Source organism: Paenibacillus sp. 1182 (assembly GCF_017833915.1).
In the GTDB taxonomy this organism is placed as follows: Bacteria; Bacillota; Bacilli; order Paenibacillales; family Paenibacillaceae; genus Paenibacillus; species Paenibacillus polymyxa_D.
Map to the genome: position 1 here is coordinate 143,392 of NZ_JAFICR010000003.1, position 21,992 is coordinate 165,383.

At 45.1% G+C, this 21,992-nt stretch carries 15 protein-coding genes; 7 read left to right on the forward strand and 8 right to left on the reverse strand.

Going from position 1 to position 21,992, the window contains the following annotated elements:
- The first annotated feature begins 9 nt into the window (after positions 1–9).
- On the forward strand, positions 10–1,713 hold the full coding sequence (locus JOD82_RS06335; protein ID WP_209947993.1) for a methyl-accepting chemotaxis protein: 1,704 nt from the start codon (positions 10–12) through the stop codon (positions 1,711–1,713).
- Between the two features lie 94 nt (positions 1,714–1,807).
- Here the strand turns inward: JOD82_RS06335 and JOD82_RS06340 are convergent, their stop codons facing one another.
- A complete protein-coding gene (locus JOD82_RS06340; protein ID WP_069011367.1) occupies positions 1,808–3,082 on the reverse strand; it encodes an oligosaccharide MFS transporter in 1,275 nt (424 codons plus the stop codon).
- Positions 3,083–3,599: 517 nt separating this feature from the next.
- Between JOD82_RS06340 and brnQ the strand changes: the two genes are divergently transcribed.
- Positions 3,600–4,958, forward strand: a complete 1,359-nt coding sequence (gene brnQ, locus JOD82_RS06345; protein WP_209947995.1) for a branched-chain amino acid transport system II carrier protein — start codon at positions 3,600–3,602, stop codon at positions 4,956–4,958.
- Between the two features lie 15 nt (positions 4,959–4,973).
- Here brnQ and JOD82_RS06350 read toward each other — a convergent pair whose 3' ends face one another.
- The gene (locus JOD82_RS06350; RefSeq protein ID WP_029516781.1) at positions 4,974–5,894 is read right to left on the reverse strand and encodes an AraC family transcriptional regulator; all 921 of its coding nucleotides are present in this window, start codon (positions 5,892–5,894) and stop codon (positions 4,974–4,976) included.
- 180 nt (positions 5,895–6,074) lie between these two features.
- Between JOD82_RS06350 and yicI the strand changes: the two genes are divergently transcribed.
- The gene (gene yicI, locus JOD82_RS06355; protein ID WP_069011369.1) at positions 6,075–8,399 is read left to right on the forward strand and encodes an alpha-xylosidase; all 2,325 of its coding nucleotides are present in this window, start codon (positions 6,075–6,077) and stop codon (positions 8,397–8,399) included.
- A 144-nt stretch (positions 8,400–8,543) separates the two neighbouring features.
- On the opposite strand, the gene JOD82_RS06360 is transcribed toward yicI, so the two are convergent.
- Entirely contained in the window at positions 8,544–9,497 is a 954-nt protein-coding gene (locus JOD82_RS06360) for a serine hydrolase domain-containing protein (RefSeq protein ID WP_069011370.1), read from the reverse strand.
- A gap of 272 nt (positions 9,498–9,769) precedes the next feature.
- Between JOD82_RS06360 and JOD82_RS06365 the strand changes: the two genes are divergently transcribed.
- Both JOD82_RS06365 and JOD82_RS06370 read left to right on the forward strand, forming a co-directional pair.
- Positions 9,770–11,488: a methyl-accepting chemotaxis protein gene (locus JOD82_RS06365; RefSeq protein ID WP_069011371.1), complete on the forward strand. Its 1,719-nt coding sequence runs from the start codon at positions 9,770–9,772 to the stop codon at positions 11,486–11,488.
- Positions 11,489–11,578: 90 nt separating this feature from the next.
- Positions 11,579–12,889, forward strand: coding sequence for an MFS transporter (locus tag JOD82_RS06370; RefSeq protein WP_209947997.1), 1,311 nt, complete (start codon positions 11,579–11,581; stop codon positions 12,887–12,889).
- Positions 12,890–12,981: 92 nt separating this feature from the next.
- On the opposite strand, the gene JOD82_RS06375 is transcribed toward JOD82_RS06370, so the two are convergent.
- The 3 genes from JOD82_RS06375 to fsa form a co-directional block, all read right to left on the reverse strand.
- Positions 12,982–14,181 (reverse strand): MFS transporter, encoded by a 1,200-nt coding sequence (locus JOD82_RS06375; protein ID WP_069011373.1) that lies wholly within the window; start codon positions 14,179–14,181, stop codon positions 12,982–12,984.
- A 1-nt stretch (position 14,182) separates the two neighbouring features.
- On the reverse strand, positions 14,183–14,638 hold the full coding sequence (locus JOD82_RS06380) for a MarR family winged helix-turn-helix transcriptional regulator (RefSeq protein WP_209947999.1): 456 nt from the start codon (positions 14,636–14,638) through the stop codon (positions 14,183–14,185).
- A gap of 197 nt (positions 14,639–14,835) precedes the next feature.
- Complete coding sequence (fsa, locus tag JOD82_RS06385) at positions 14,836–15,483, reverse strand: fructose-6-phosphate aldolase (RefSeq protein WP_013309811.1); 648 nt, start codon at positions 15,481–15,483, stop codon at positions 14,836–14,838.
- Between the two features lie 219 nt (positions 15,484–15,702).
- On the opposite strand from fsa, the gene JOD82_RS06390 reads away from it, so the two are divergent.
- Both JOD82_RS06390 and JOD82_RS06395 read left to right on the forward strand, forming a co-directional pair.
- Positions 15,703–16,380, forward strand: a complete 678-nt coding sequence (locus JOD82_RS06390) for a CBS domain-containing protein (protein ID WP_049816861.1) — start codon at positions 15,703–15,705, stop codon at positions 16,378–16,380.
- 22 nt (positions 16,381–16,402) lie between these two features.
- Positions 16,403–17,023 carry a TraX family protein gene (locus JOD82_RS06395; protein WP_209948001.1) on the forward strand — a complete coding sequence of 207 codons (621 nt, stop codon included), beginning with the start codon at positions 16,403–16,405 and terminating at the stop codon, positions 17,021–17,023.
- A 91-nt stretch (positions 17,024–17,114) separates the two neighbouring features.
- Here the strand turns inward: JOD82_RS06395 and JOD82_RS06400 are convergent, their stop codons facing one another.
- Complete coding sequence (locus tag JOD82_RS06400) at positions 17,115–18,113, reverse strand: polysaccharide deacetylase family protein (RefSeq protein ID WP_165147683.1); 999 nt, start codon at positions 18,111–18,113, stop codon at positions 17,115–17,117.
- A 119-nt stretch (positions 18,114–18,232) separates the two neighbouring features.
- The gene (locus JOD82_RS06405) at positions 18,233–21,928 is read right to left on the reverse strand and encodes a non-ribosomal peptide synthetase family protein (protein WP_209948002.1); all 3,696 of its coding nucleotides are present in this window, start codon (positions 21,926–21,928) and stop codon (positions 18,233–18,235) included.
- Positions 21,929–21,992 lie beyond the last annotated feature (64 nt).

Below are 21,992 nucleotides of genomic sequence, written 5' to 3' on the forward strand. Positions count from 1 at the left end.
AAGATAAAGATGTTTAAATTAACGTTAAAGAAAAAAATAATTAGTGCAGCGCTCATACTGGTTATCGTACTGTCCCTTTCAAGTGTTATAGGCGTCATTAAGATGTCAGAAATGGGTGAGGCTTCTGACAAGGTAAATAACAGGTCTTTACCCGCGGTTATTCTTCTTCAGGGTATGGATAAGCAGATTACAGAAATCGATAGACTCACCGTTCGATTGATACTTGAAGAGGATGCGGCTGTTCGCAGTACTTATCAAGAAGAACTAACCCAAGCTACAGCTTCAATGGCTAAGAGTGTAAATGAATATCAAAGTTTAGCCTCTACGGCAGAGGAAAAAGAACTGTTCACCAACTTTTATGGTCAGTGGGCAATGTATCTTCGCCATCTAAAGGTGGTTTCCGCTGCCATGGAAGAAAACGACAAAGTGATGGCCTACATGATCATTCATGGAAATTCTTCTATTTATAAGGCAGCATTAGAAGATGTAAATAAACTGAAGCTACTTAATGAGCAATACGCAACTGATGCCGCTAATCAATCGAGTCAATCTTACCATTCAGGTAGAATTTTGATGATTTCTCTAACTATCATATGTACGATCCTTGGAATCATCGGTTCTTTTTTACTGGCTCAATCGTTCACTAAGCCCATATTAAAGATAGCGGAACAGATAAAGCTGGTAACGAGGGGGGACCTGCAAGTGGAGCCCCTTAGAGTCCAGTCAAAAGATGAGGTCGGGGAACTGGCATCCGATTTTAATGAAATGTGCGATTCACTGCGCAACCTTTTAAAGGAAGTTGTGGATAATTCCTTACTGGTTGCCTCTACGGCTGAACAGTTAACGGCCAGTGCGGAACAGACAAGCATCGCTACCGAGCAGATAGCTATAAGTGCCACTCAAGTCGCAGAGGGATCTCAGACACAGCTTGCAGATATAGCTGAAACGCTGAATTACACGGTAGACGTTTCTAAAAGTGTAGACAACATAACCAATCGCTTTGTTCATGTGGCTAATCTCACAACCCAAGCACAAGAAAAAGCAAACAACGGGAAAACCCAAATGTCTTCGACTGTCTCCCAAATAAGAGATGTGCATACCAAGGTAACTCAATCCGCTGAAGTGGTAAATATTCTAGGAGAAAAGTCTGCGGAGATCAGACAGATCACAGCTATGATCCGTGATATAGCAGCCCGAACCAACTTGCTTTCAATAAATGCGAGTATAGAAGCTGCGAGGGCGGGAGAGCAGGGAAAAGGGTTTGCGGTTGTCGCTTATGAAGTACGCAATCTGTCGGCACAAGCAAGTGAAGCAACAGGCAAGATCTCTTCGCTCGTCAACGAAATTACCTTAAGAACAGATGAAGTTGTGATTTCAATGAATGAAGGTGTTCAATCTCTGAATGAAGGTATGATGCTTGTCGAAGGTGTAGGTAACGTTTTTTCTGAGATTGTAGGTGCCGTTGAAGAAGTGAGCGGTGAGGTGGACACGGCGGCTTTAGAAGCAAGATCCGTAAATGAAGGAACCGTTTCTATGGTTGAATCGATGAAGAAAATTGCTGAAATCTCCGAACGTGCTGCAGATTCTACTCAAACAGTCGCAAGCGTAGTCGAGGAAACTACCGCATCCATGCAGGAAGTGTCTGCGGGTGCTAACATGCTTGCCAAGAGGGCGGAAGAGATGAATCAGACGGTGTCGGTATTCAAGATTTAAAATAAGCTTCAAATCAACTGGAGTTAAGAGCGGCAGCCTTGGACGAGAAAAAAGTCCTAGACTGCCGCTGTTTTGTTAAGCTTAAACCATTAGATTACGAATGAACTGCTTCAGCTTTTTTGGTTGCTCTTTTCAGATCCTGTTTACGGCGTTCTTCCAGATACCGCTCTCCATTCTTCTTGTCTGCTGTCAGTGTAAAACAGGATAGGATGGTGAATAGACCTGCAATGGAACCCAGAATTACATAAGTAATCGGGAAATTTAATACTTCATACATATGCCCGACAATGGGTGAGAAAATGGAAACCACCAGGGAGCCCATAAACAAATACAGCAGGTACATGGTGGAGGACAAGCGCTGGTCAAAGTTAACGGTAATGTACTTGAAGATGGCTACCAGAATAAGTGGTTTCTCCAGGGAGTGAATCATCTTCATCGCAGCCACCCATATAGAACCGAATGGCAGCGAAGAGCCGATAATACGCAAAGACATAATCGACCCGGCAATAATTAATGCCCATTTGGCGGTCGTTTTGTTCACAAACCAAGGGGTAACGAAAAGGAACACAAATTCCAGAAAAACCTGCACAGCGCTCAAATCGCCAAGGAATTGATTTCCTTCCGCTTTGGAACTGAACTGCGATACGAAGTATGTGGCAAACTGTTGGTCATATACCTCATAAATTTGGGTCACGCCAACCATGAATAGCATAAGAAACCAGAACTTTGTGGTACGTACGAGATGCAGCACATCAATGAGCTTCAACGATTCTGTTTTCTGCTGCTCCTGTCCAGAAATTTCGACTTTGGTCAGGAAGATGCAGATCATGGCAACAATGGCAGATACGGAGGCAATCCAGAAGGTCAGATTTACATTGATATTGATGACCCGTCCCGCAACAAAAGTAGCCGCCGCCCACCCGAGTGAACCCCACATACGAACCCGTCCGTATTCAAAGCCATATTTACGCGAAACTTTGTCCATATACGAATCGACGACACCGTTACCTGCATTAAATACCAGGCCGATAAATAGCGCACCAACAATGGCACCAATGACGAACTGCGTTTGAAGCAATGGACCGTATACATAGATAAAAAAGGGCCCGACGAGCAAAAGGATTGTAAAGAGTATGTACAGCAGGTGTTTTCTCAAGCCCAGCTTGTCAGATAAGTAACCGAACAAAGGCTGCATGATCAAGGCGACGATTGAATTAGCCGCGTATAAAAATCCCGTGTAGGTTTCTGAAATTTCCAGGCTTTGTCCCAGCCAAATGACAAAAAAAGACATGGCGGCAGACCATGTAAATAGATAAGCGAAGTTAAAAATACTCAGAGACCAATAGTTGCGTTTTGCCAAATTCGTCATGTTTAAGCACCCCTTCAATTGTAGCCGCTCAAATTGTATTCAACGTTAATATGCATTGTTGTACTATTAATTGTAAGGATTATTCGCTTGCTTCCATAGGGCATTTTCCCAAGATTTCCTGTGCTTATTACAATCAGTTGATGATTCGATTAAACCGCAGATTATGTAGTAATTTAAAACTTTTACGAGACCTACCGGGTGTGTGTAACTACATCTATGTCTTGTAAGAAATAAGTCCTACGTGTAAAATTCTCTTATAGTTCATTAAGCTCACTAAGTAGGAGGAGAAATATAGGGTAGCCTCATAAGTGCAAAAGCAAGGGGATGAAATGATTCATTTTTGCAAGTACAAAGTTACTTGAAACGATGATCGTATATAGAGTAACATACTCTAGGCAATCAGATGCCGTTCTTTGAATGCAACAATTGGCTACGTTCCTATTAACATACAGTATACAAAATTAAAAGAAAACGAATAAAAACAAAATGTTGTGAGTTCGTGGTTGGAGGATTTATTATGTCTAAAAGTGTTTCTACGTCCTTTATTATCATTATAGGATCAATGCTATTTGCCTTATTTTTTGGTGCAGGGAATCTAATCTTTCCACCTATGCTTGGGCAAATGGCCGGAAAGAATGTATGGATAGCCAATGCGGGTTTCTTGGTTACCGGTGTCGGCTTACCATTACTAGCCGTCACAGCCTTTGTTTTTTCGGGCAAAAGCAATTTGCAAACTTTAGCGAGTCGTGTACATCCAGTATTCGGTCTTGTCTTTACAACAATCCTTTATCTAGCCATCGGGCCTTTGTATGCAATTCCTAGAACCGGTAGTGTGTCATTTGAAATTGGAGTAAAGCCTTTTTTTTCAGACAATGCAGATCATCCTGTCGCACTTTTTGTATTTACTATCCTTTTTTTTGCAGTTGCATGTTTGTTGTCACTTAATCCTACAAAAATTATTGATGTCATCGGAAAGTTCCTAACACCCATTAAATTGACATTCATTGGATTACTTGTGATTGTAGCTATTATTCACCCAATAGGAAAATTCCAAGAACCTGCGGAGGGTTATACATCCAATGTCTTTTTTAAAGGCTTTCAAGAGGGTTATTTAACATTGGACGCTCTTGTAGCCTTTATTTTTGGAATTATCATTGTGAATGCGATTAAGGATAGAGGGGTTAATACAAAAAAAGAGCTGATGATCATTTGTGGCAAAGCGATAGCAATTGCGGTGTTACTCTTAGCTTTTATCTATACGTCTCTTTCATACATGGGAGCTTCTAGTGTTGAAAAACTGGGCATTTTAGGAAATGGTGCTGAGGTGTTAGCTAAGGTTTCCTCCTATTATTTTGGATCTTATGGATCTATTCTATTAGGCTTAATGATTACAGTAGCGTGTTTAACGACAAGTGTGGGGCTTATCACTTCCTGCTCTTCCTTTTTTCATGGATTATTTCCAAAAGTCTCTTACAAAAGAGTCGCTCTCATGTTATCTATATTTAGTATCCTTGTAGCCAACATAGGTTTAACACAGCTCATTAAGGTTTCAACGCCAGTATTAATGGCAATATATCCTATTGCTATTTCTCTAATATTTTTAACTTTTTTACATCCCGTATTTAAAGGAAAGTCAGAAGTATATCAAGGCAGTTTGATATTAACCTTTATCATTAGTTTATTTGATGGCTTGAATGCTGCTGGAATAAAAATTAATGTAATTAATGATTTTTTCACCCATTTTCTCCCATTATATAATGTAGGGTTAGGGTGGTTAATTCCCTCTGTTTTAGGAGGTGTAGCTGGCTATATATTTACTAAATTAAGAGGAAGAAAAATAATTTTAGTACTTATGAAGCCCAAAAAAAACAAATAATTTATCCTATGCATATCAGTCTGTTATATAAGGGACAGCAAGCGCCTGATCTGCTTCGTGCTGCTTACGGTACTGCGAAGGGGTCAGGCCTTTCCATTTTTTAAAGGTCGCAATAAAGTAGCTTAGATTGTCAAATCCAACATCCAGCGCAATATCAACCACTTTTCGATCACTTTGCTCCAACAACCTGCAAGCCTTTTGAATCCGATGATAGTTGATATATTCTACCGGGCTTTTCTGAACCATCTGCTTAAAAAAACGGCAGAAATGTCCCTCGCTCATTCCAATCTCATCTGCGATTTCCCGTAAACGTATAGGCTCATGAGCATGACTGTTGATATACGCCAACGCTTTTTTGATCCGTTCAACTTTGTTGCGCTGACCCGCCATAATCACATCCTCTCCGTTAGCGGGAGTCATGTGTGGGTACAGGCAGGCGATCATGCTATAGAGCTGTGCCTTGGTCGCCAGTTCACGGGCAGGCGCATTCTTTTCATGGCTGGTGATAATGTATCGCAATGCAGCCAGCACCTCTTGCTCCCAGAGCTGCACGCCGCGAATGTGGGGGGGAGGGACAAGCTTTTTACTGATAAATGGGTCAATAAACTGCGTCTGCACCGTATCCTGCGTGCGGCTGTGCAGTATGTCGGGGTGAAACACCACCGCAGAAAATACACAGCGAGGACTTTTTTGTAAATAACCGGCGTGAAGCTCGCCACTGTTTACAAAAAGGGCTTCACCTTCGCTAACCTCCGTATAGACCATATCCGTCTGAAATACAGCGGTCCCTTGTTCCACTACGATAAACTCCATTTCCTCATGCCAATGGGACTCCAATATACTATTTCCGTTCAATTGCTCTACGCTCGGATATACGCTGACTGGATACATGGGATTGCCGTGAATGCGGTTTTCTCGTAACATTTCCCTTTGCATTTCAATGATTCCTTTCGGCAAACTGATTTATATAGAAAACATCAAAATATTGATACAATACGTCAAAATAAAAGAAGTAAACCCTTACATAAATCAATATTATTATAGTGAGGATTTCGAAAAAATCCAACAAGCGATTTGGAATCAAGAATATAAAGATTGAGACGGAGGAAGGAACAGATGAAATTTACAGATGGCTATTGGTTGGTTCGCAAGGGCTATGAAATACAAAATCCTGCTGAAATCCGTGATATCGTGACGGACGATGCTTCCATGACGGTATATGCAGCAACCCACCGGATCGAGCATAAAGGAGATACACTGAACGGAGCGTTGCTGAAAGCGACCTACAGCTCGCCTATGCCGAATGTCATTCGGGTACGTCTAAACCACCATAAGGGACGGGTGCATCAGGGACCGGATTTTGAAATTCACACCTTGCCAACAGAGGTAGGCATTACGGTGGATGAGGACGCAGCGGTACTGAAAAGCGGCGATCTGAGTGTGCGAGTCGGTCGTGGAAAGAGCTGGGACGTAGGCTTTTATGTCGAGGATCGCAGAGTCACAGGTAGCGGACATCGGGGACCAGGCTATATTACAGACCCGCAGGATCAGCCTTTTTTTCGGGAACAGCTGGAGCTGGGCATCGGTGAGTACGTATACGGACTCGGAGAGCGTTTCACTCCGTTCGTAAAAAATGGCCAAGTGGTCGATATCTGGAATGAAGATGGCGGGACCAGCAGTGAGCAGGCCTATAAAAACATTCCATTTTATCTATCTAATAAAGGGTATGGTGTGTTCGTCAACCATCCGGAAAAGGTATCCTATGAGATTGCATCGGAAAATGTATCAAAGGTTCAGTTTAGCGTCTCCGGCGAATCGTTAGAGTATTTTATTATTGGAGGAGCTAACCCTAAAGAGGTACTGGACAATTACACCAAGCTGACGGGTAAGCCTGCATTACCACCAGCCTGGACTTTTGGTTTGTGGCTGACCACTTCGTTCACAACAGATTACGATGAAGCCACAGTGAATCATTTTGTGGACGGGATGGCTGAGCGAGATCTGCCACTCTCGGTATTCCATTTTGACTGCTTCTGGATGAAGGAATACCAATGGTGCGATTTCCAGTGGGATCAAGACATGTTCCCAGACCCGGAAGGCATGCTGCAAAGATTGAAGGCAAAGGGGCTCAAAATTTGTGCATGGATCAATCCGTATATTGCTGAGAAATCCATTTTGTTTGATGAAGGCATGGAGAATGGTTATCTGGTCAAAACCGCCGATGGTGGCGTGTGGCAATGGGATATGTGGCAGGCGGGGATGGGGCTGGTTGACTTCACGAATCCGGCTGCAGTCGCCTGGTACCAGGATAAGCTGAAGGTGTTAGTAGATCAGGGGGTAGATTGCTTCAAAACTGATTTTGGCGAGCGCATCCCTACCCATGTGGTATATCATGACGGATCTGATCCGATGAAAATGCATAACTATTATACGCATTTGTACAACAAGGCTGTATTTGATGTGCTGGAGGAAAAGCTGGGTAAAAATGAAGCCGCGTTATTTGCACGTTCCGCTACAGCCGGGGGGCAACAGTTCCCGGTTCACTGGGGAGGAGACTGCTCGTCGACGTATGAGTCGATGGCGGAATCCTTACGAGGCGGTTTGTCGCTTGGTTTGAGCGGCTTCGGCTTCTGGAGCCATGATATTAGCGGCTTTGAGTTAACGGCTGCGCCGGACGTATACAAACGGTGGGTACAATTTGGACTTCTGTCCTCCCATAGCCGTCTGCACGGAAACGAATCCTATCGCGTGCCTTGGCTATTTGACGAAGAATCAGTGGATGTGGTGCGTAGCTTTACAAAACTCAAATGCTCGCTAATGCCATACCTGTATCCTTCTGCTGTGGAATCCTCGGTAAAGGGACTGCCGATGATGCGGGCTATGGTATTGGAATTCCCGCAGGACCCAACCTGTGCAACACTGGATCTGCAATACATGCTGGGGGATTCCATTTTGGTAGCCCCAATCTTTAATAAAGAAGGCAATGTACAGTATTATGTACCAGAAGGTCAGTGGACAAATTTACTTACGAATGAGAGAGTGTCAGGTGGTCGTTGGGTCAACGAGCATCATGATTTTACAACTTTGCCTGTGCTCGTGAAGCCGAACACACTGTTGGCAATCGGTCATGAGGACAGTCGTCCGGATTATGATTATGCTGATCAAGTGGCGCTTCATTTGTTTGAGCTTGGTGAGGGGCAACAGGCTCGAACGGTTATCGTGAATACGTCAGGTGAAGAAGAGTTAACGGTTATTGCCAGCCGCAAGGATTCTGTCATTACAGTGAAGGCAGAAGGTGCTGTTAAACCATGGTCGATCGTCCTGCGCGGTATCCACGAGGTTGTTCAAGTGGAGCAAGGCAGCAGCCAGTCGGGAGAACAGGGTGTAATTATTACACCAGCTTCCAGTGGACAGCAAGAGCTTACGATTCACTTGGGCTAGGTAAGGCGCTAGAAAGTGGATGAAGTATGTCACAATGTAGCGATTATATGTAAAGAAAGGGCTTGCTTGATCCAACAGGCAAGCCCTTTTTGATGCAGATTTTTGATAGAATCAGTTGCAACTTTTAGCATTGGTTATCTACTCCTATCCATTCTGCTGGAGTAGTAGCGGTACAATATACTGCCGGAAAATATCCACAGGAGTCCGTTTCTTTTTGAATTTATCGGCGGTAACGACAACAACCATGTCATACGACGGGACGACAACAATATATTGCCCACCAAAGCCGAGAGCGTAAAAATAGTCCGTTTCACTTCCTGTATCTGTTCCATCTGAAAAGGAAGAAGTCCACCAGTGCCATCCGTAAAATGCTTTTTGTGGTTTGGCAGCAGGGAGAAACGGACGGGTTGAATATCGAACCGTCTCTGCTTGGATGATCTGCCGTCCTTCCCAGCCTCCTTCATTCAGGTAAAGCTGCCCGAATTTGAGCATGTCCATTGGCCTGAGATGCAGTCCGAAGCCTCCCGTATGAGTGCCCTGAGGATCGGTTTCCCAATGGTAGCTTTCGATACCGAGCGGTTGGAATAATTGCTGTTCGGCAAATTCAGCAACTGTTTGTCCAGAAACATGACGTAGTATGGTGGCCAAAAGTTGAGAACAGCCAGAACTGTACTCCATTCGCGTGCCTGGCACATCCGATAATGGCTGTGAAAGTACAAATTGCACCCAGTCTGACGTTTTGCTCATGGTAGGAAAAGAGTTTTGTCCGCCAAACTCCGTCCAGTTAAAGCCTGCGGACATCGTCAGCAGATGTTCAATCGTAATATCATGTTTTCGAGAATCACTATCTGTGGCCAACTGGGGAAAGAATTCGAGGATCGGCGTCTCCGGTTTCGGTCCCTGTTGCTGGTTCATAGCGATACTAACTAATGCAGAAATCACGCTTTTGGTGCAGGAATTTATTTTATAGAGTTCGTTAGCAATTTGAGGTTCACGATAGTAATTCAAGATCATGTTACCCTGCTGCTCAATAAGGCAGCTGCGGGTTTCCAACTCGTTAAGCACGTGAATAAGCGGTTTGAGCTCCAGACTGTTCATGCAGATCCTCCTTGAGGCTTATGCTATACCAATACATAGTATATCATTTAAATAGTCTGAAATTCGAAGAGTACAAACTGAAAACAGTTCATTTACCTAATTTTGAATTTTTTTGTTTTTTGATATTAAAAAAGATATATATGTTCACTGAATAGACATAAATATATTTAAAAATCTATACACTATTTTCTATTTCATTCAAAAAAACAATCGAATAAAACGATATATAGTAAGTTGGACATTTTATTCAGAAATAACTGGGGGACCGATTCATGAATTTAACGATTAAGGCCAAAATGATTCTTAGCGCGATACTGATCCCGAGTGTGATTGCAGCAATGCTGCTGACCAATTACATTTTAAGCGTACATAGTGAGAATGAGTACAAGGATATTATGAATCGTGAAGAGGCTATTGCGTATAACTCGAAGTCTCTTCAATTTTTGTTAAACGGCATATCTAATGATGAGCGGGCATATTTGCTAACTCGTGACGAACAGTATGGGAAAGAGATCGGAAACAAGCAAAGTGAAGTTGCAAAGTTGCTACAGGAGACAGAAGCTCTGCTTAGTACAGGCAATGAGGATTCTAGTAAAAAGATGACTGATCTCAAGACGGGGATTAATACCTATATGAATCAAGTTCATCGTTTACTGACTACAGCGGGGTATCAGAGTACAAGAGATGACGCTTTCCCGCCATTTTCTGATTTGCTCGATGATTTTGAAAACGAACGGGTGTTGCGCAAGCAACTTGATACCAAGGTAGTAGCCTTCGTCAAAGCTCAAGAGGATATGGTGACGGTGAAAGTACAGCAAGCGCACCAAACGATGACGAATACATCCTTGATTACGAGTATTGTAGGGCTTCTGGTTATCATTTACAGTATTTTTCAATCCATCGTTCTGATTCGTTCAATTCGTCCATTACACCATATGAATGAGCAACTGTTGGAAATGTCTGAAGGTGGGGGAGATTTGCGTAGCCGACTGGATATTACGTCCAAAGACGAAATCGGTATGATTGCAAGCTCCTACAACAAGCTTATTGAGGGATTCCGCAGTATTATAGTGGATGCTCAGGATACGGCGCGTACATTAACCGTAACCGCAGAACGGGTTAGCGTAAGTACAGAGGAAATGAATCAGGCCAATCGTCATACTTCCGGTGTAATGGAAGAATTAGCGGCTGGTATGGAGCATCAGGTCGACGATATTACACAAACTACAGATACTGTGAAAGAGCTTGCCCACGAACTGGAGCATATTGCAGCTACGAGCCAGCAGGTATATGAGTTGTCTGATACAGCCGCTAAAGATGCAGAAGCAGGGGAACAATCTATAGGTCAGGCTATGCGTCAGATGGAGAAGGTAAGCGAAAGTGTAGACAGCTCTGCACGTGCTGTACGTTCACTTAGTGAACAGGCCGAACAGATTGGCATGATTGGAGCTGTTATTACTGGAATTGCTAAACAGACAGGAATGCTGGCGCTCAATGCGTCGATTGAAGCGGCAAGAGCCGGAGAGCAGGGCAAAGGATTTGCAGTTGTAGCCTCTGAGGTAAGAAGATTGGCCGAGCAGGTATCGGTTTCAGCAGCAGAAATCACACAATTTGTGCAAAATATTCAGGAGCATGTTGGAAATGTCGCTTCCAGTATGCAGACAGGGACGGTTGAAGTGCAGTCTGGCGTAAAGGTCATGCAATCCGCAGAAACCGCATTTCGTCAGATTGGAAGTTCCATTCAACAGGTCAGCGAACAGATTCACAATGTAAACCGGTCCGTAGAACAAATGTCCGGCGGATCAGAGCGAATGGTGGAAGCAGTAGAACGTATTCGTGAAGTAGCAGAGCAGTCGGCAGGAGGAACCCAGAGCGTCAGTGCGGCGGCTGAAGAGCAACTGGCTTCCATGGAGGAAATTGCATCATCTATTCATACACTGGCGGATATGTCGCAACTGCTGAATGCAAGGGTCGGTGGATTTAAAGTGTAGCCGTATAAATCCCCACCAATGTAAACACAATAACATCTGTTGAACAAATCTGAACAGCTGTGTTATTACTTTTGCAAAGGTGGTAACGGGATGCAACAAAATAAGGGGAATCTGCTTGCGTTAGGTTCCATCCCGCTGATGATGACGCTGGGTAATTCCATGCTGATTCCTGTGTTACCGGAAATCGGACGTAAGCTACATGTAAGCTCTTTTCGGATTAGCATGTTGATTACAGTATATGCGGTGGTGGCCATTTTACTGATACCGATTGCGGGCTATCTCTCCGACCGATTTGGCCGTAAGGCGGTGATTGTTCCCTGTCTGATTCTGACGGTGATTGGTGGGGGGATTTCTGCAGCGGGAGCATGGCTGCTTCACGATTCGGCAGCATACTGGACCATTATTGCAGGCCGTCTACTTCAGGGTGCGGGAGCGGCAGGGGCTTTTCCTATAGTCATTCCGCTTGTGGGTGATCTGTACGAGAATGAGGATGAGGCCAGTAAGAACCTGGGGGTCGTCGAGACTTACAACACATTTGGCAAAGTGCTAAGTCCGATACTCGGTGCCGCATTGGGAGCTGTTCTATGGTTTTTGCCACTGGCCGTAATTCCAGGCCTCTGTCTGATTTCGCTCATTTTGGTGCTTTGGCTGATCCATGTGCCTAAGCGTAAGAACCAACCGATTATGTTTCGGGAGTTTGTGGGAAATGTGAAGCGGGTGCTTGCCGAAAAAGGACGTTGGCTCTATGCTATTTTCGCTATGGGCGGCATTTGTATGTTTGTCATTTTTGGCGTCTTGTTCTACTTATCCGACATCTTGGAAAGTCGTTACAACCTCCATAGAGTGTGGAAAGGTTTTGTGTTAGCCATTCCGCTGATTTCCCTCTGTCTGTGTTCTTATGTAGGAGGCAAGATCATCGGCAAGCACAAAAAGCGTATGAAGTGGATCGGTTTTAGTGGTTTGGCCATATTGACGATCAGCTTTGCCATTCTCGGATTTATCCAAAATATTTATGCGGTGATCGGACTGTTTACGTTAGGGGGCGGCGGAATTGGGCTTGCGCTGCCTTGTTTGGATTCTCTCATTACAAAGGGAATTGAAAAAGAGGAACGCGGAACCATTACTGCCCTGTATAGCAGCATGCGCTTTGTCGGGGTGTCACTAGGCCCTCCGGTTGTATCCTTGCTGCTGGGCAGCAGTGGACATGGTCTGCTCTTTGGCGTGATGGCCGCAGTGGGAGGCATTGCAGCTCTGCTGATGCTGTTTGCGGTCAGACCCAAGCAGGATGAACCCACAGATGACAAATCCACGGACCGTATGAGTGTAAATGAGGAGCAAACAAGCGTGTCCCGGGAAAAGCCTCGTTCTCCCAAGCTAAGACGCAAAACTCCTGCGAAATAAATGAAAAAGCACCCATTGTCCATGAAACCATGGCAACGGGTGTTTTTGATAACTAAGCAAGTAAGAGCTAATGTTCATTTGTAAAATATAGTCTACCCTTCTAGAGGGAGATGCGTCTTAGGCTTGCGGCTCACAACGATTTGTATGACATAGATTAGTAAGAACAGTACAACAAACAGCGAGGAAAGACGGTACATCCACGCATAATCACTTGCTTTGGCGATAATGCCAAGTATAAGCGCTCCGGCTGCAACCCCGAAATCGAGGGAATTGAGAAACATACCGTTTGCCATGCCCCTCTGTTTAGGAGACACGACCTGAATCATCCAGGTTTGGAGGGTCGGCTGCATGACACCAAACCCGATACCGTAGCAAAGAGCAGACATATACATGAAGACATCACTGTGTGCGTAGGAAAGCAGGATCAGACCGCCAATTAAAAACAGGGAGCCAGGGATGAGCAGTGCTTTTGCCCCTTTTTTGTCATAAATACGGCCCGAGAAGGGACGCACGATCAGCACGGATACCGCATTAAACAGGAAAAAGTAGGCCGGATGTGCCAGATTTGCTTCATCCCCGTAAAGCGCCATAAAGCCGAGTAATCCACCATATGTGATAGACATCAGCATGTTCAACAAGGCGGGAACCCACAATTTACGGTTAAATGCCGGTTTTCGCCCTTCTTCCAAAGGAACCATAGGTGGTTCGATGTGCTCTTTGGGTAGTGTACGAATCAGCCAGTAAGCCAACGGGAATATCACAACAATTACAGCTGCTGTCGTATAGGCAAGCAGGTTGAAACTCCCGTATTGAAGCATCGAAATGCCGATGGTCGGCCCAATCGACATCGCTAGACTAGTGGACAGACTAAAGAAGCCCATTCCTTCACCGAGACGTTTGGGCGGGATGACGTCAGAGGCCATCGTTGGAAAGGCCGTGCTACTCATACCGAAGCCAATCCCAAATAACATCCGCATGAGCAGAAGCACTGTAATCGTTGGCGAAACACTGTACCCCAGCGTTCCTGCCAATGCAAACAGCAGTCCCACGAAGATCAGGGTACTGCGATGTCCCTTTTCCAGCATACGGGCTGAAAAGAGTCGTGCTGCAATCGCACTTAAAGCGAATAAGGTGGTAACGAGACTCACCTGAACGGAACTAGCGTGGAATGTATTTTTCACATAAGAAGGAATGGAAGATAGGATCATCTGTAATTCCAGAAACAAAAATAAATTGGAAACCGTAAGAACGATAAATTCCTTGGTCCAAAGAGGTTGCTTGCCTTGTTGCATATTAATCGTTCTCTCCTTGTTTTTCTGATTCGGTCATGTTGGCGTGAATTTGTAAAAGAGTCTGGCGGAATTGCTTCAGATCGGCCGAGGAAATTCCTTTTACAAAATCGTGATTGGTATCAAGTTCGACAGGAAGAGTCTTCTCCACAAGCTGTCGGCCTGTTTCAGTCAGATGAAGCAAATAGGCCCGACGATCCTGTGGACTATTCACACGCCGTACCCAGCCCTTCTTGTCCAACAAATCAATAATTCGAGTCGTGGTAGGCTGGTCCTTCACGGCCTTAGCTGCAATTTCTTTCTGATTTAAACCCTCAGCCTGATAGATTTGGTACAGAACCGACCATTGCTCTGGGGAAATATCATAAGGTTTGAGACGCTGCAGGAGCTGCTGACTCATTTTGCGGTGAGTAATCCCGAGCAACATCCCAATGGAACAATCGGGAGGCAAGTTATTCATAGGTACTCCTTTCCGTTTCCCGTACATAAATTACTTCGAAATTAATTAGTTGTTATAACAATTATATGAACAACAAGTTATTTTGTCAAAAAAAGTTGTTCAGCGTTTTGGGTTCTGCTATCACTACAGCAAAAAAAACAGCCCGTAAAATACGGGCTGCTTGGGTTGATATAATATCGTTTGCCATGACTGGCGAATTAAGCTTTTGGTACAGTTTCCCAGTCCTTCAGGAAGCGTTCGATACCGCTGTCTGTCAGCGGATGTTTCCACAGAGAAGGGAGCAAGGAACCTGGAATGGTGGCAATATGTGCACCAGACAGAGCAGCATCTTCTACATGCTTAATATTGCGGATGGATGCGGCGATGATTTCAGATTTCAGACCATGAATGTCCAAAATTTGTCTCAGTTCACGAATCAGCTTCATACCATCAACAGCGATATCATCCAGACGTCCTACGAACGGGCTGATAAAAGTAGCGCCAGCTTTGGCTGCCATCAAACCTTGAGCCGCGGAGAAAATCAGTGTTACATTCGTTTTGATTCCGTTCTTGGTCAGCTCGTTACAAGCATACAAGCCATCTTCAGTCATAGGAAGCTTGATAACCACGTTCGGTGCCCACTTGGCGATATCATAAGCTTCTTTGAGCATATCTTCAGCCTTCAGACCAATAACCTCAGCACTTACGGGACCTTCAACGATACTGCAAATCTCCTGAATGACTTCCTTGAACACTCGACCTTCCTTAGCGATCAGTGAAGGGTTCGTTGTTACACCATCAACCAGACCCAAACGTTCAATACGTTTGATTTCTTCAATGTTACCAGTATCCAAGAAAAATTTCATTTGATTTCCTCCTCAGGTTTATATAATACATAATACATATCACACGCGATGTACAATAGTTCATTATAAATGTAGCATATTGCACACGTTAAACTTATAATTAGTATGTATTACATTCTTAATTGTGACACATTTTAAATTTGAAAACAAGCGGTGTATGATTAAAATTTGATGAATTGTCGGAAGATGCCTGAAATTTACCGATCTATACTCTTTATAATGTATTCTACCCCACTCCATAAGGAGGTAATCATTATTCAACTGTCTGAAAGACAGCGGGAAATTGTTGATATTGTCCAGCGTCTGGCACCTGTTACGGGGGATAAAATTGCTGAAACACTGGGATTGACGCGTCCGACTCTCCGTTCTGACCTTGCTCTGCTCGTTATGCTCGGACTGGTGGATGCCAAGCCGAAGGTAGGCTACCTGCCAGGGCGTCATCCTAAATATGATAGTCATATCGGCAACATGCTCAAAAAGCTGACGGTGGCGGATATACTTAGTGATCCGATTTTGATTTCCGGTGACACGACCGCCTATGATGCGGTGCTGATGCTGTTTCAGCAAAATACAGGCACCCTGATGGTCACAGGAGAGGAGCAGGAGCTCATTGGAATTGTTACCCGCAAGGATTTGCTGAAGGTCATGCTGGGGCATACCGATCTTCACACCGTCCCGGTGACCATGGCAATGACGCGCCGGGCCCAAATGACGACGCTTGCTCCAGAAGACACTTTACTGGAAGCGATATCGAAACTGATTCGGCATCAGGTCAATTGTCTTCCAGTTTTGGACGAGCAATGTAGCTCCTCAACTCCAATTCGGGAGTTGGTAGGGCGGGTTACGAAAACGGACATCATGAACGCCATTCTGAGCTTGACAGAAGATAAAACGTAAAACATAAATAAGGGGGCCTTGTATGTACTGGTTGGCCATGCTGACGATGCTGATTGACCATGTCGGACTTGTGTTTTTTCCGACGGATCCGGCTTGGAGAATTGCCGGCAGGCTTGCTTTTCCAATCTACGCGTACGCGCTGTATGCGGGATATACTCATACCCGAGACATGCAGAGCTACATGCTCCGTCTACTCGGACTGGCTCTGATTTCTCAGGTGCCCTATATGCTGGCGTTTGATGTGCTTAGACCGAACGTAATCTGGACGCTATTGGCCTCGTTGCTTGCGTTGGCTGCTGCATCCCGCTTAAAGCATTGGACGGCTGTAACGTGCCTGTACGTCGTCTCAGCTCTGGTTATGGAGCTCAGCCAGATGGATTACGGAGCCTATGGACTGCTGTTGGTTCTGATTTATCGATACACCCGTTCATATATGATGATTGCAGCCCATTTTGTTTTGAACGTAGTGTATGATATGGTGCATCACGCGAATCTTCAGCACTTTAGTCTGCTGTCCAGTATTCTGATCGTATGTTTTGCAACTGGAGAAAGCGGATTTTATAGTCGGGTACCGCGTTGGTTGTGGCGTAGCTTTTACCCGGTACATCTGGCTGTTATCGCGGCAATTCGCATCTGGCCCTAATCTACATCTCATACATTAAAAAAACCTTTAAAACCACGACATAAAATGGTTTTAAAGGTTCTTTTTTATCCTTCAATAAGCTAGCCAACGTTTAGGATACCTTGTTGGGACCTTGAGCAAAAGGAAGTGGGCGAAGGGGAGCACCTTCCTTCATGTATTGCACCAATACTTCGGGAATATTGTGTATTCCACCTGCATTGACGCGATAGCCGTTCGTTTGCCCTGGCGAGTTAATCCCGCGTTTCACCGTAAACGTAACGTCAATACCCAAGGAACGGCAAATTTCCATCGTCTCCTTGGTATACCCACCATAAGGGAAGGCAAGTACATTCTGATCATTGTGTAGATGCTTGAACAGCTTCTTGTCAGCCATGTCCAAATCGGTAGAAACTCGCTGTTTGAACTCATTCTCGGTTTCCATTCGCCCCAGCTTTTTCGAATACACTGGAGCCATCAGAAGCGGCTTTTGTTGGGTGCGCGCTGTGTTGGAGTATCCGTAAGCATGCTGGTCATTGGTATGATTGTAGAAATCAATGCCTTCAGCATGCATCTGATGAATTTGATCCCATGTCAGCTTTGGAATACCAATATGTTTGGGATTGCTGATCGTGGACGTGATGAGAAAATTGGTTGCCGGTACCTGGTACTTTTTCAACACAGGAAAAGTGTCCGTATAAAAGGACTCGTAGCCATCGTCGAATGTCATAAGTACCGCATTATCAGGAACCTTGGCTTTATGTAAAATAAAATCCGTATACTCTTTCATCGTGATCCAGTGGAAGCCGTTAGCTTTCATTTCGTCCAACTGCCTCGTTAAATTACTAAGCTTGAGAGCACCGGGATCAGGTGGAGTCTTGGTCACCTCATGATACATCAGGACAATTACTTTGTTTTGGTAATATACTTTATCTGGTGTAGGCGTCATTGAAAATAAATGGCGTACCAGTCGATCTGCATTAGCTGTGCGTGTACGATGAGCCCCTTTAACTGTAGGTGTGTGGTATATGCTACGTGCTTCATACACCAAAATTCCTAAAATAGCCAACAAACTTATGATCAGCAACGTTCTTTTAAAAAAAGTGTGTTTCATTGAATGACATCCCCCGCATGCAAAAAAATTCTGAAAGTATAGAGGTTTATACTAGATATGAAACTAGCAAAATCTAGTCTATCATACCGAAAACACGCGGGGGAAATATCACAACTTTGTTACCTCTGTGTAGCTTTTACAGATACCGGTGAAGAGGTCGGGAAGTAACCGATCTCGACGGCATGCTGGATCATGTTCCGAATAAAATTCAGGTCGGTTGCCGGGCATTGAACGCCAGCTTGTTCCAGCAGAGCTGTGGTTACAGAGCATCCGTAACGGTAAGCTGAATCCTTGGCTCCGTCACCTTCCAGTTGTCCCATAGCAAGGTGAAGTGCATCCTCCTGAATGCCGGAAGACGGATTTAGCAACCAGGCGCTGTAATCGTCAAAAGGCAGGGTTTCTACTGCGTAACCGAGTTGGTTTACCATAGCGATCAGTTCATCATATGGCAGTGGGTTCGGATTGCAGATATGGAAAATACGGTTTGCGCTTTTTTGATGAACAGACAGCTCTACGATAGCACGGCTGGCGTAATCAATCGGTGTGAAGTCCGTATGCCAATCGGCTTGTGGCGCTTTGCCCAGCAGCAGCATCGCCTTCATCATACGATAATAAGCATTGCTATCAATATTTCGCTGGAAGCGTCCGTTGGCCGAATGGGCTGTCAAATTACCCGCGCGATAGATCGAGACAGGCGTACCCGCTTGAGCTGCTTGGAACAACAGCTTCTCCGCAGCCAGTTTACTATTCGTGTACAGGTTGTCCACATTCAGTTCGTCTGGGAAGGCAGAAAGCTCCAATGCCGACTCCCATTTTCCTTCGTTAGCAAGATCCTCCGGTATTCCCATAGTGGAGACATGATGGAAGGATACTCCTGGCTTGGCTTGAGCGATTTTCAACAGTTCCAGTGTTCCGGTCACATTCGTGCGATCGAAGGCTGCAGAATCACCAAAATGGCGAACGTCAGCGGCGCTGTGAATGATGCCGTCGATTTGGTGCTCCAGCATATGGCGGTCGAGGGAAGAGAGACCCAGATCAGCTTGCTCCAGATCCCCATAGACAGCCTTTACCCGTCCTTCGATCAGGCTGGAGACATCTTGTCCAAAATATCCTGTCAATACGGACTGAATACGCTCAATACCGGATGGACCGTCCTGAGAAGGGCGTACCATCGCGTATACTTTGGCTTCTGTTCGTTGAAGTAGGTCATACAGAATGTGCGAGCCCAGATAGCCTGTAGCACCGGTCAACAAAATCACGCGCAAGTCGCGGACTTCAGCTAAGTCAGAAGCACCAGACAACTCAATAGGATGCTCATTCAAGTCCATTTTTTCTTGAGAAATCGCGAGTGGCTTGCGTTGCGGCATTTGTTCCGTACCTAATTGTTCCACGTATTCAGCAAGCTCACGAACGGTTTTGTAGCGGAAAAAATCTCCGATGCGCAGCGCGCCATAACGCGGCTTCAAAATAGCCAGCACATGGATGACACGAAGCGAATCGCCCCCGATCAGGAAGAAATCATCGGTAGCGCCAATGTTATTTTTACCAAGCACTTGAGTCCATGCTTCGGCAATGAGTGTTTCGGTTCCTTCTCGGAGAGGTTCCCCGCCAAATGAAAGATCAGACGCTTCCGGTAGTGGTCGCAGGGCCAGCTTTTTGCGATCGATCTTGCCAGTTGGTGAAATTGGCATAGCTTCCAAATGAACGACATGACTCGGTACAAAATAAGAAGGCAGCTTGCCCCCAATATAAGACTGAATAACGTCCTGTGGAATAGATTGTCCATCCGAAGTGGTGAAATAGCCAACTAGCATGTTCTGATCTGTGTGATCTTTGACGGCTACCACAGCGACGTCCTGAACACCTGGATGTTTGGAAAAATGGTCTTCAATTTCTCCGATTTCAATCCGATTTCCACGAATTTTGAGCTGCGAATCCTTGCGGCTTACGTATTCAATCGTACCGTCTGGCAGCAGCTTGGCGATATCACCCGAGCGGTACATTTTTTCACCCGGAACAAAAGGATTGTCCACGAACGATTGCGCTGTACGTTCTGGCTGATGGAGATAACCATGGGCCAATGCAGGAGTAGCAATACATACTTCACCCGGAATATTAACTGGGCAGAGTTTGTTATCATCGTTAACGATATACACTTTGTAATTGTAAATCGGCTTGCCGATCGGGATATTGACGACATGCTCAGGCACGGCACCGCGGACCCGATGGGTCGTTGTCGCTACGGTGCATTCGGTCGGTCCGTATACGTTTACGATGTCGGTATCTGTGCCGAATTTGCTTTGGAACGCTCGAACTTGGGAACCGTACAGCGCTTCGCCTGCTACAGTAACAATCCGTACCTTAGCGAGTTTGCGATAGCCTTCGTCTGACAAGTACGTAGATAGCTGATTAAAGAATACGGTCGGCAAAATGGTAATAATCGTCGTGCCTGTACGTGCAATGGCTTCAGCAAATTCTTCAACAGATACACGTTCTTCGGAAGACAGCAAGTACAATTTTGCACCGTAAAACAAGGCTCCAATGGTATCCCAAACGGATGCATCGAAGCTGTAGGTCGCAAATTGGGTCAATACATCCTGAGGTGTAATGTCGCAATCGCGTTGCACGACAGCTCCTAGGTTAACAACACCGCGGTGAGCGATCAGGGCACCTTTCGGTTTGCCTGTAGAGCCGGATGTATAGATGACATAAGCTAGATCATCCGGACTCACACGAACGTTCGGATTGCTTGCAGCATAGCCTGCCAGCGGCCCGTTAATAGCTAAAATTTCTTTTACCGTCTCAATAGAACCGCACAGTTCAGTCGCTTGTTCCATGAGTGCGGAAGTTGTTAAGACAAAAGGAGAACGCGTGTCTTCGACAATGTAGCTACTCCGGTCAGCGGGGTGGGCGGGATCAACAGGCACATATACGCCTCCGGCTTTTAGGATACCAAGCAGTGAAATAACGGTCTCTAAGCTCCGTTCCATGAAGATGGTCACGAATTCACCTTTGGTAAGACCTTTGGATAACAAGACACGTGCGACTTGGTTAGCACGTTCGTTCAACTCACGGTACGTGTACTCCCCAGTGTGTGAAGCAATAGCGGGACGATCAGGGTATTGTGAAGCCGCCTCTTCAAACATTCCATGAATGGTCTGATGCTCAGGATATTTCACGACTGTATTATTTAGATCTTCGTGAGCAGCTCGATCTGCATCCGATAATATATCAATTGAATTCACAAGTGCATGGCTATTGGTTAGCGCGCCACGCAAAAGGGTTTCAAAGTATTCTGCGTATCGGACAACCGTTGTTTCCAGCAATAGTGATTGATCATATCGTATCTGTATTTGATAAGTGCCATTGTGTTCACTGACAGCCCAGTCCATAATACGAGATTCTACACCGCTGTCCGTAGGCAGATTTGCCGAAAATGAAGTATCGGCTTGTGGTTCCGCAAGGTATGCACTTGGCTCACGGAGCATCTCCTGAAATAAGTCTGCTAGTTCATGAAAAGTCGTTTCTTTTTCGACTGTCAGCGAAGCTGTAAGCAGACCGGTTTGTGGCACAAAAGTAGAAAAAGAAACTTCTTCTTCTGCGGAAAGGCGATATACCCATGCAGTATATGCTGATAAGAGCAACGCTTGTTTGTCTTCCGCAGTTTTTTGCTGATTTAATTGTTCCGAGATGGACGCTTCTAACTCTACTTGATAAGTAGAGGATGTATGCTTGCGTTGTATACGTGCATAATCCAAGGGAACTAGGAATGGGGAAGGGGTTGTCTGTGTACTGTTTTGTAGTAATGAAGCCATTACGCTAACCTCCTGAATGTATGATGTCTTAATTTAAATGGTAAACTCAGTAAATGCCTCCGAT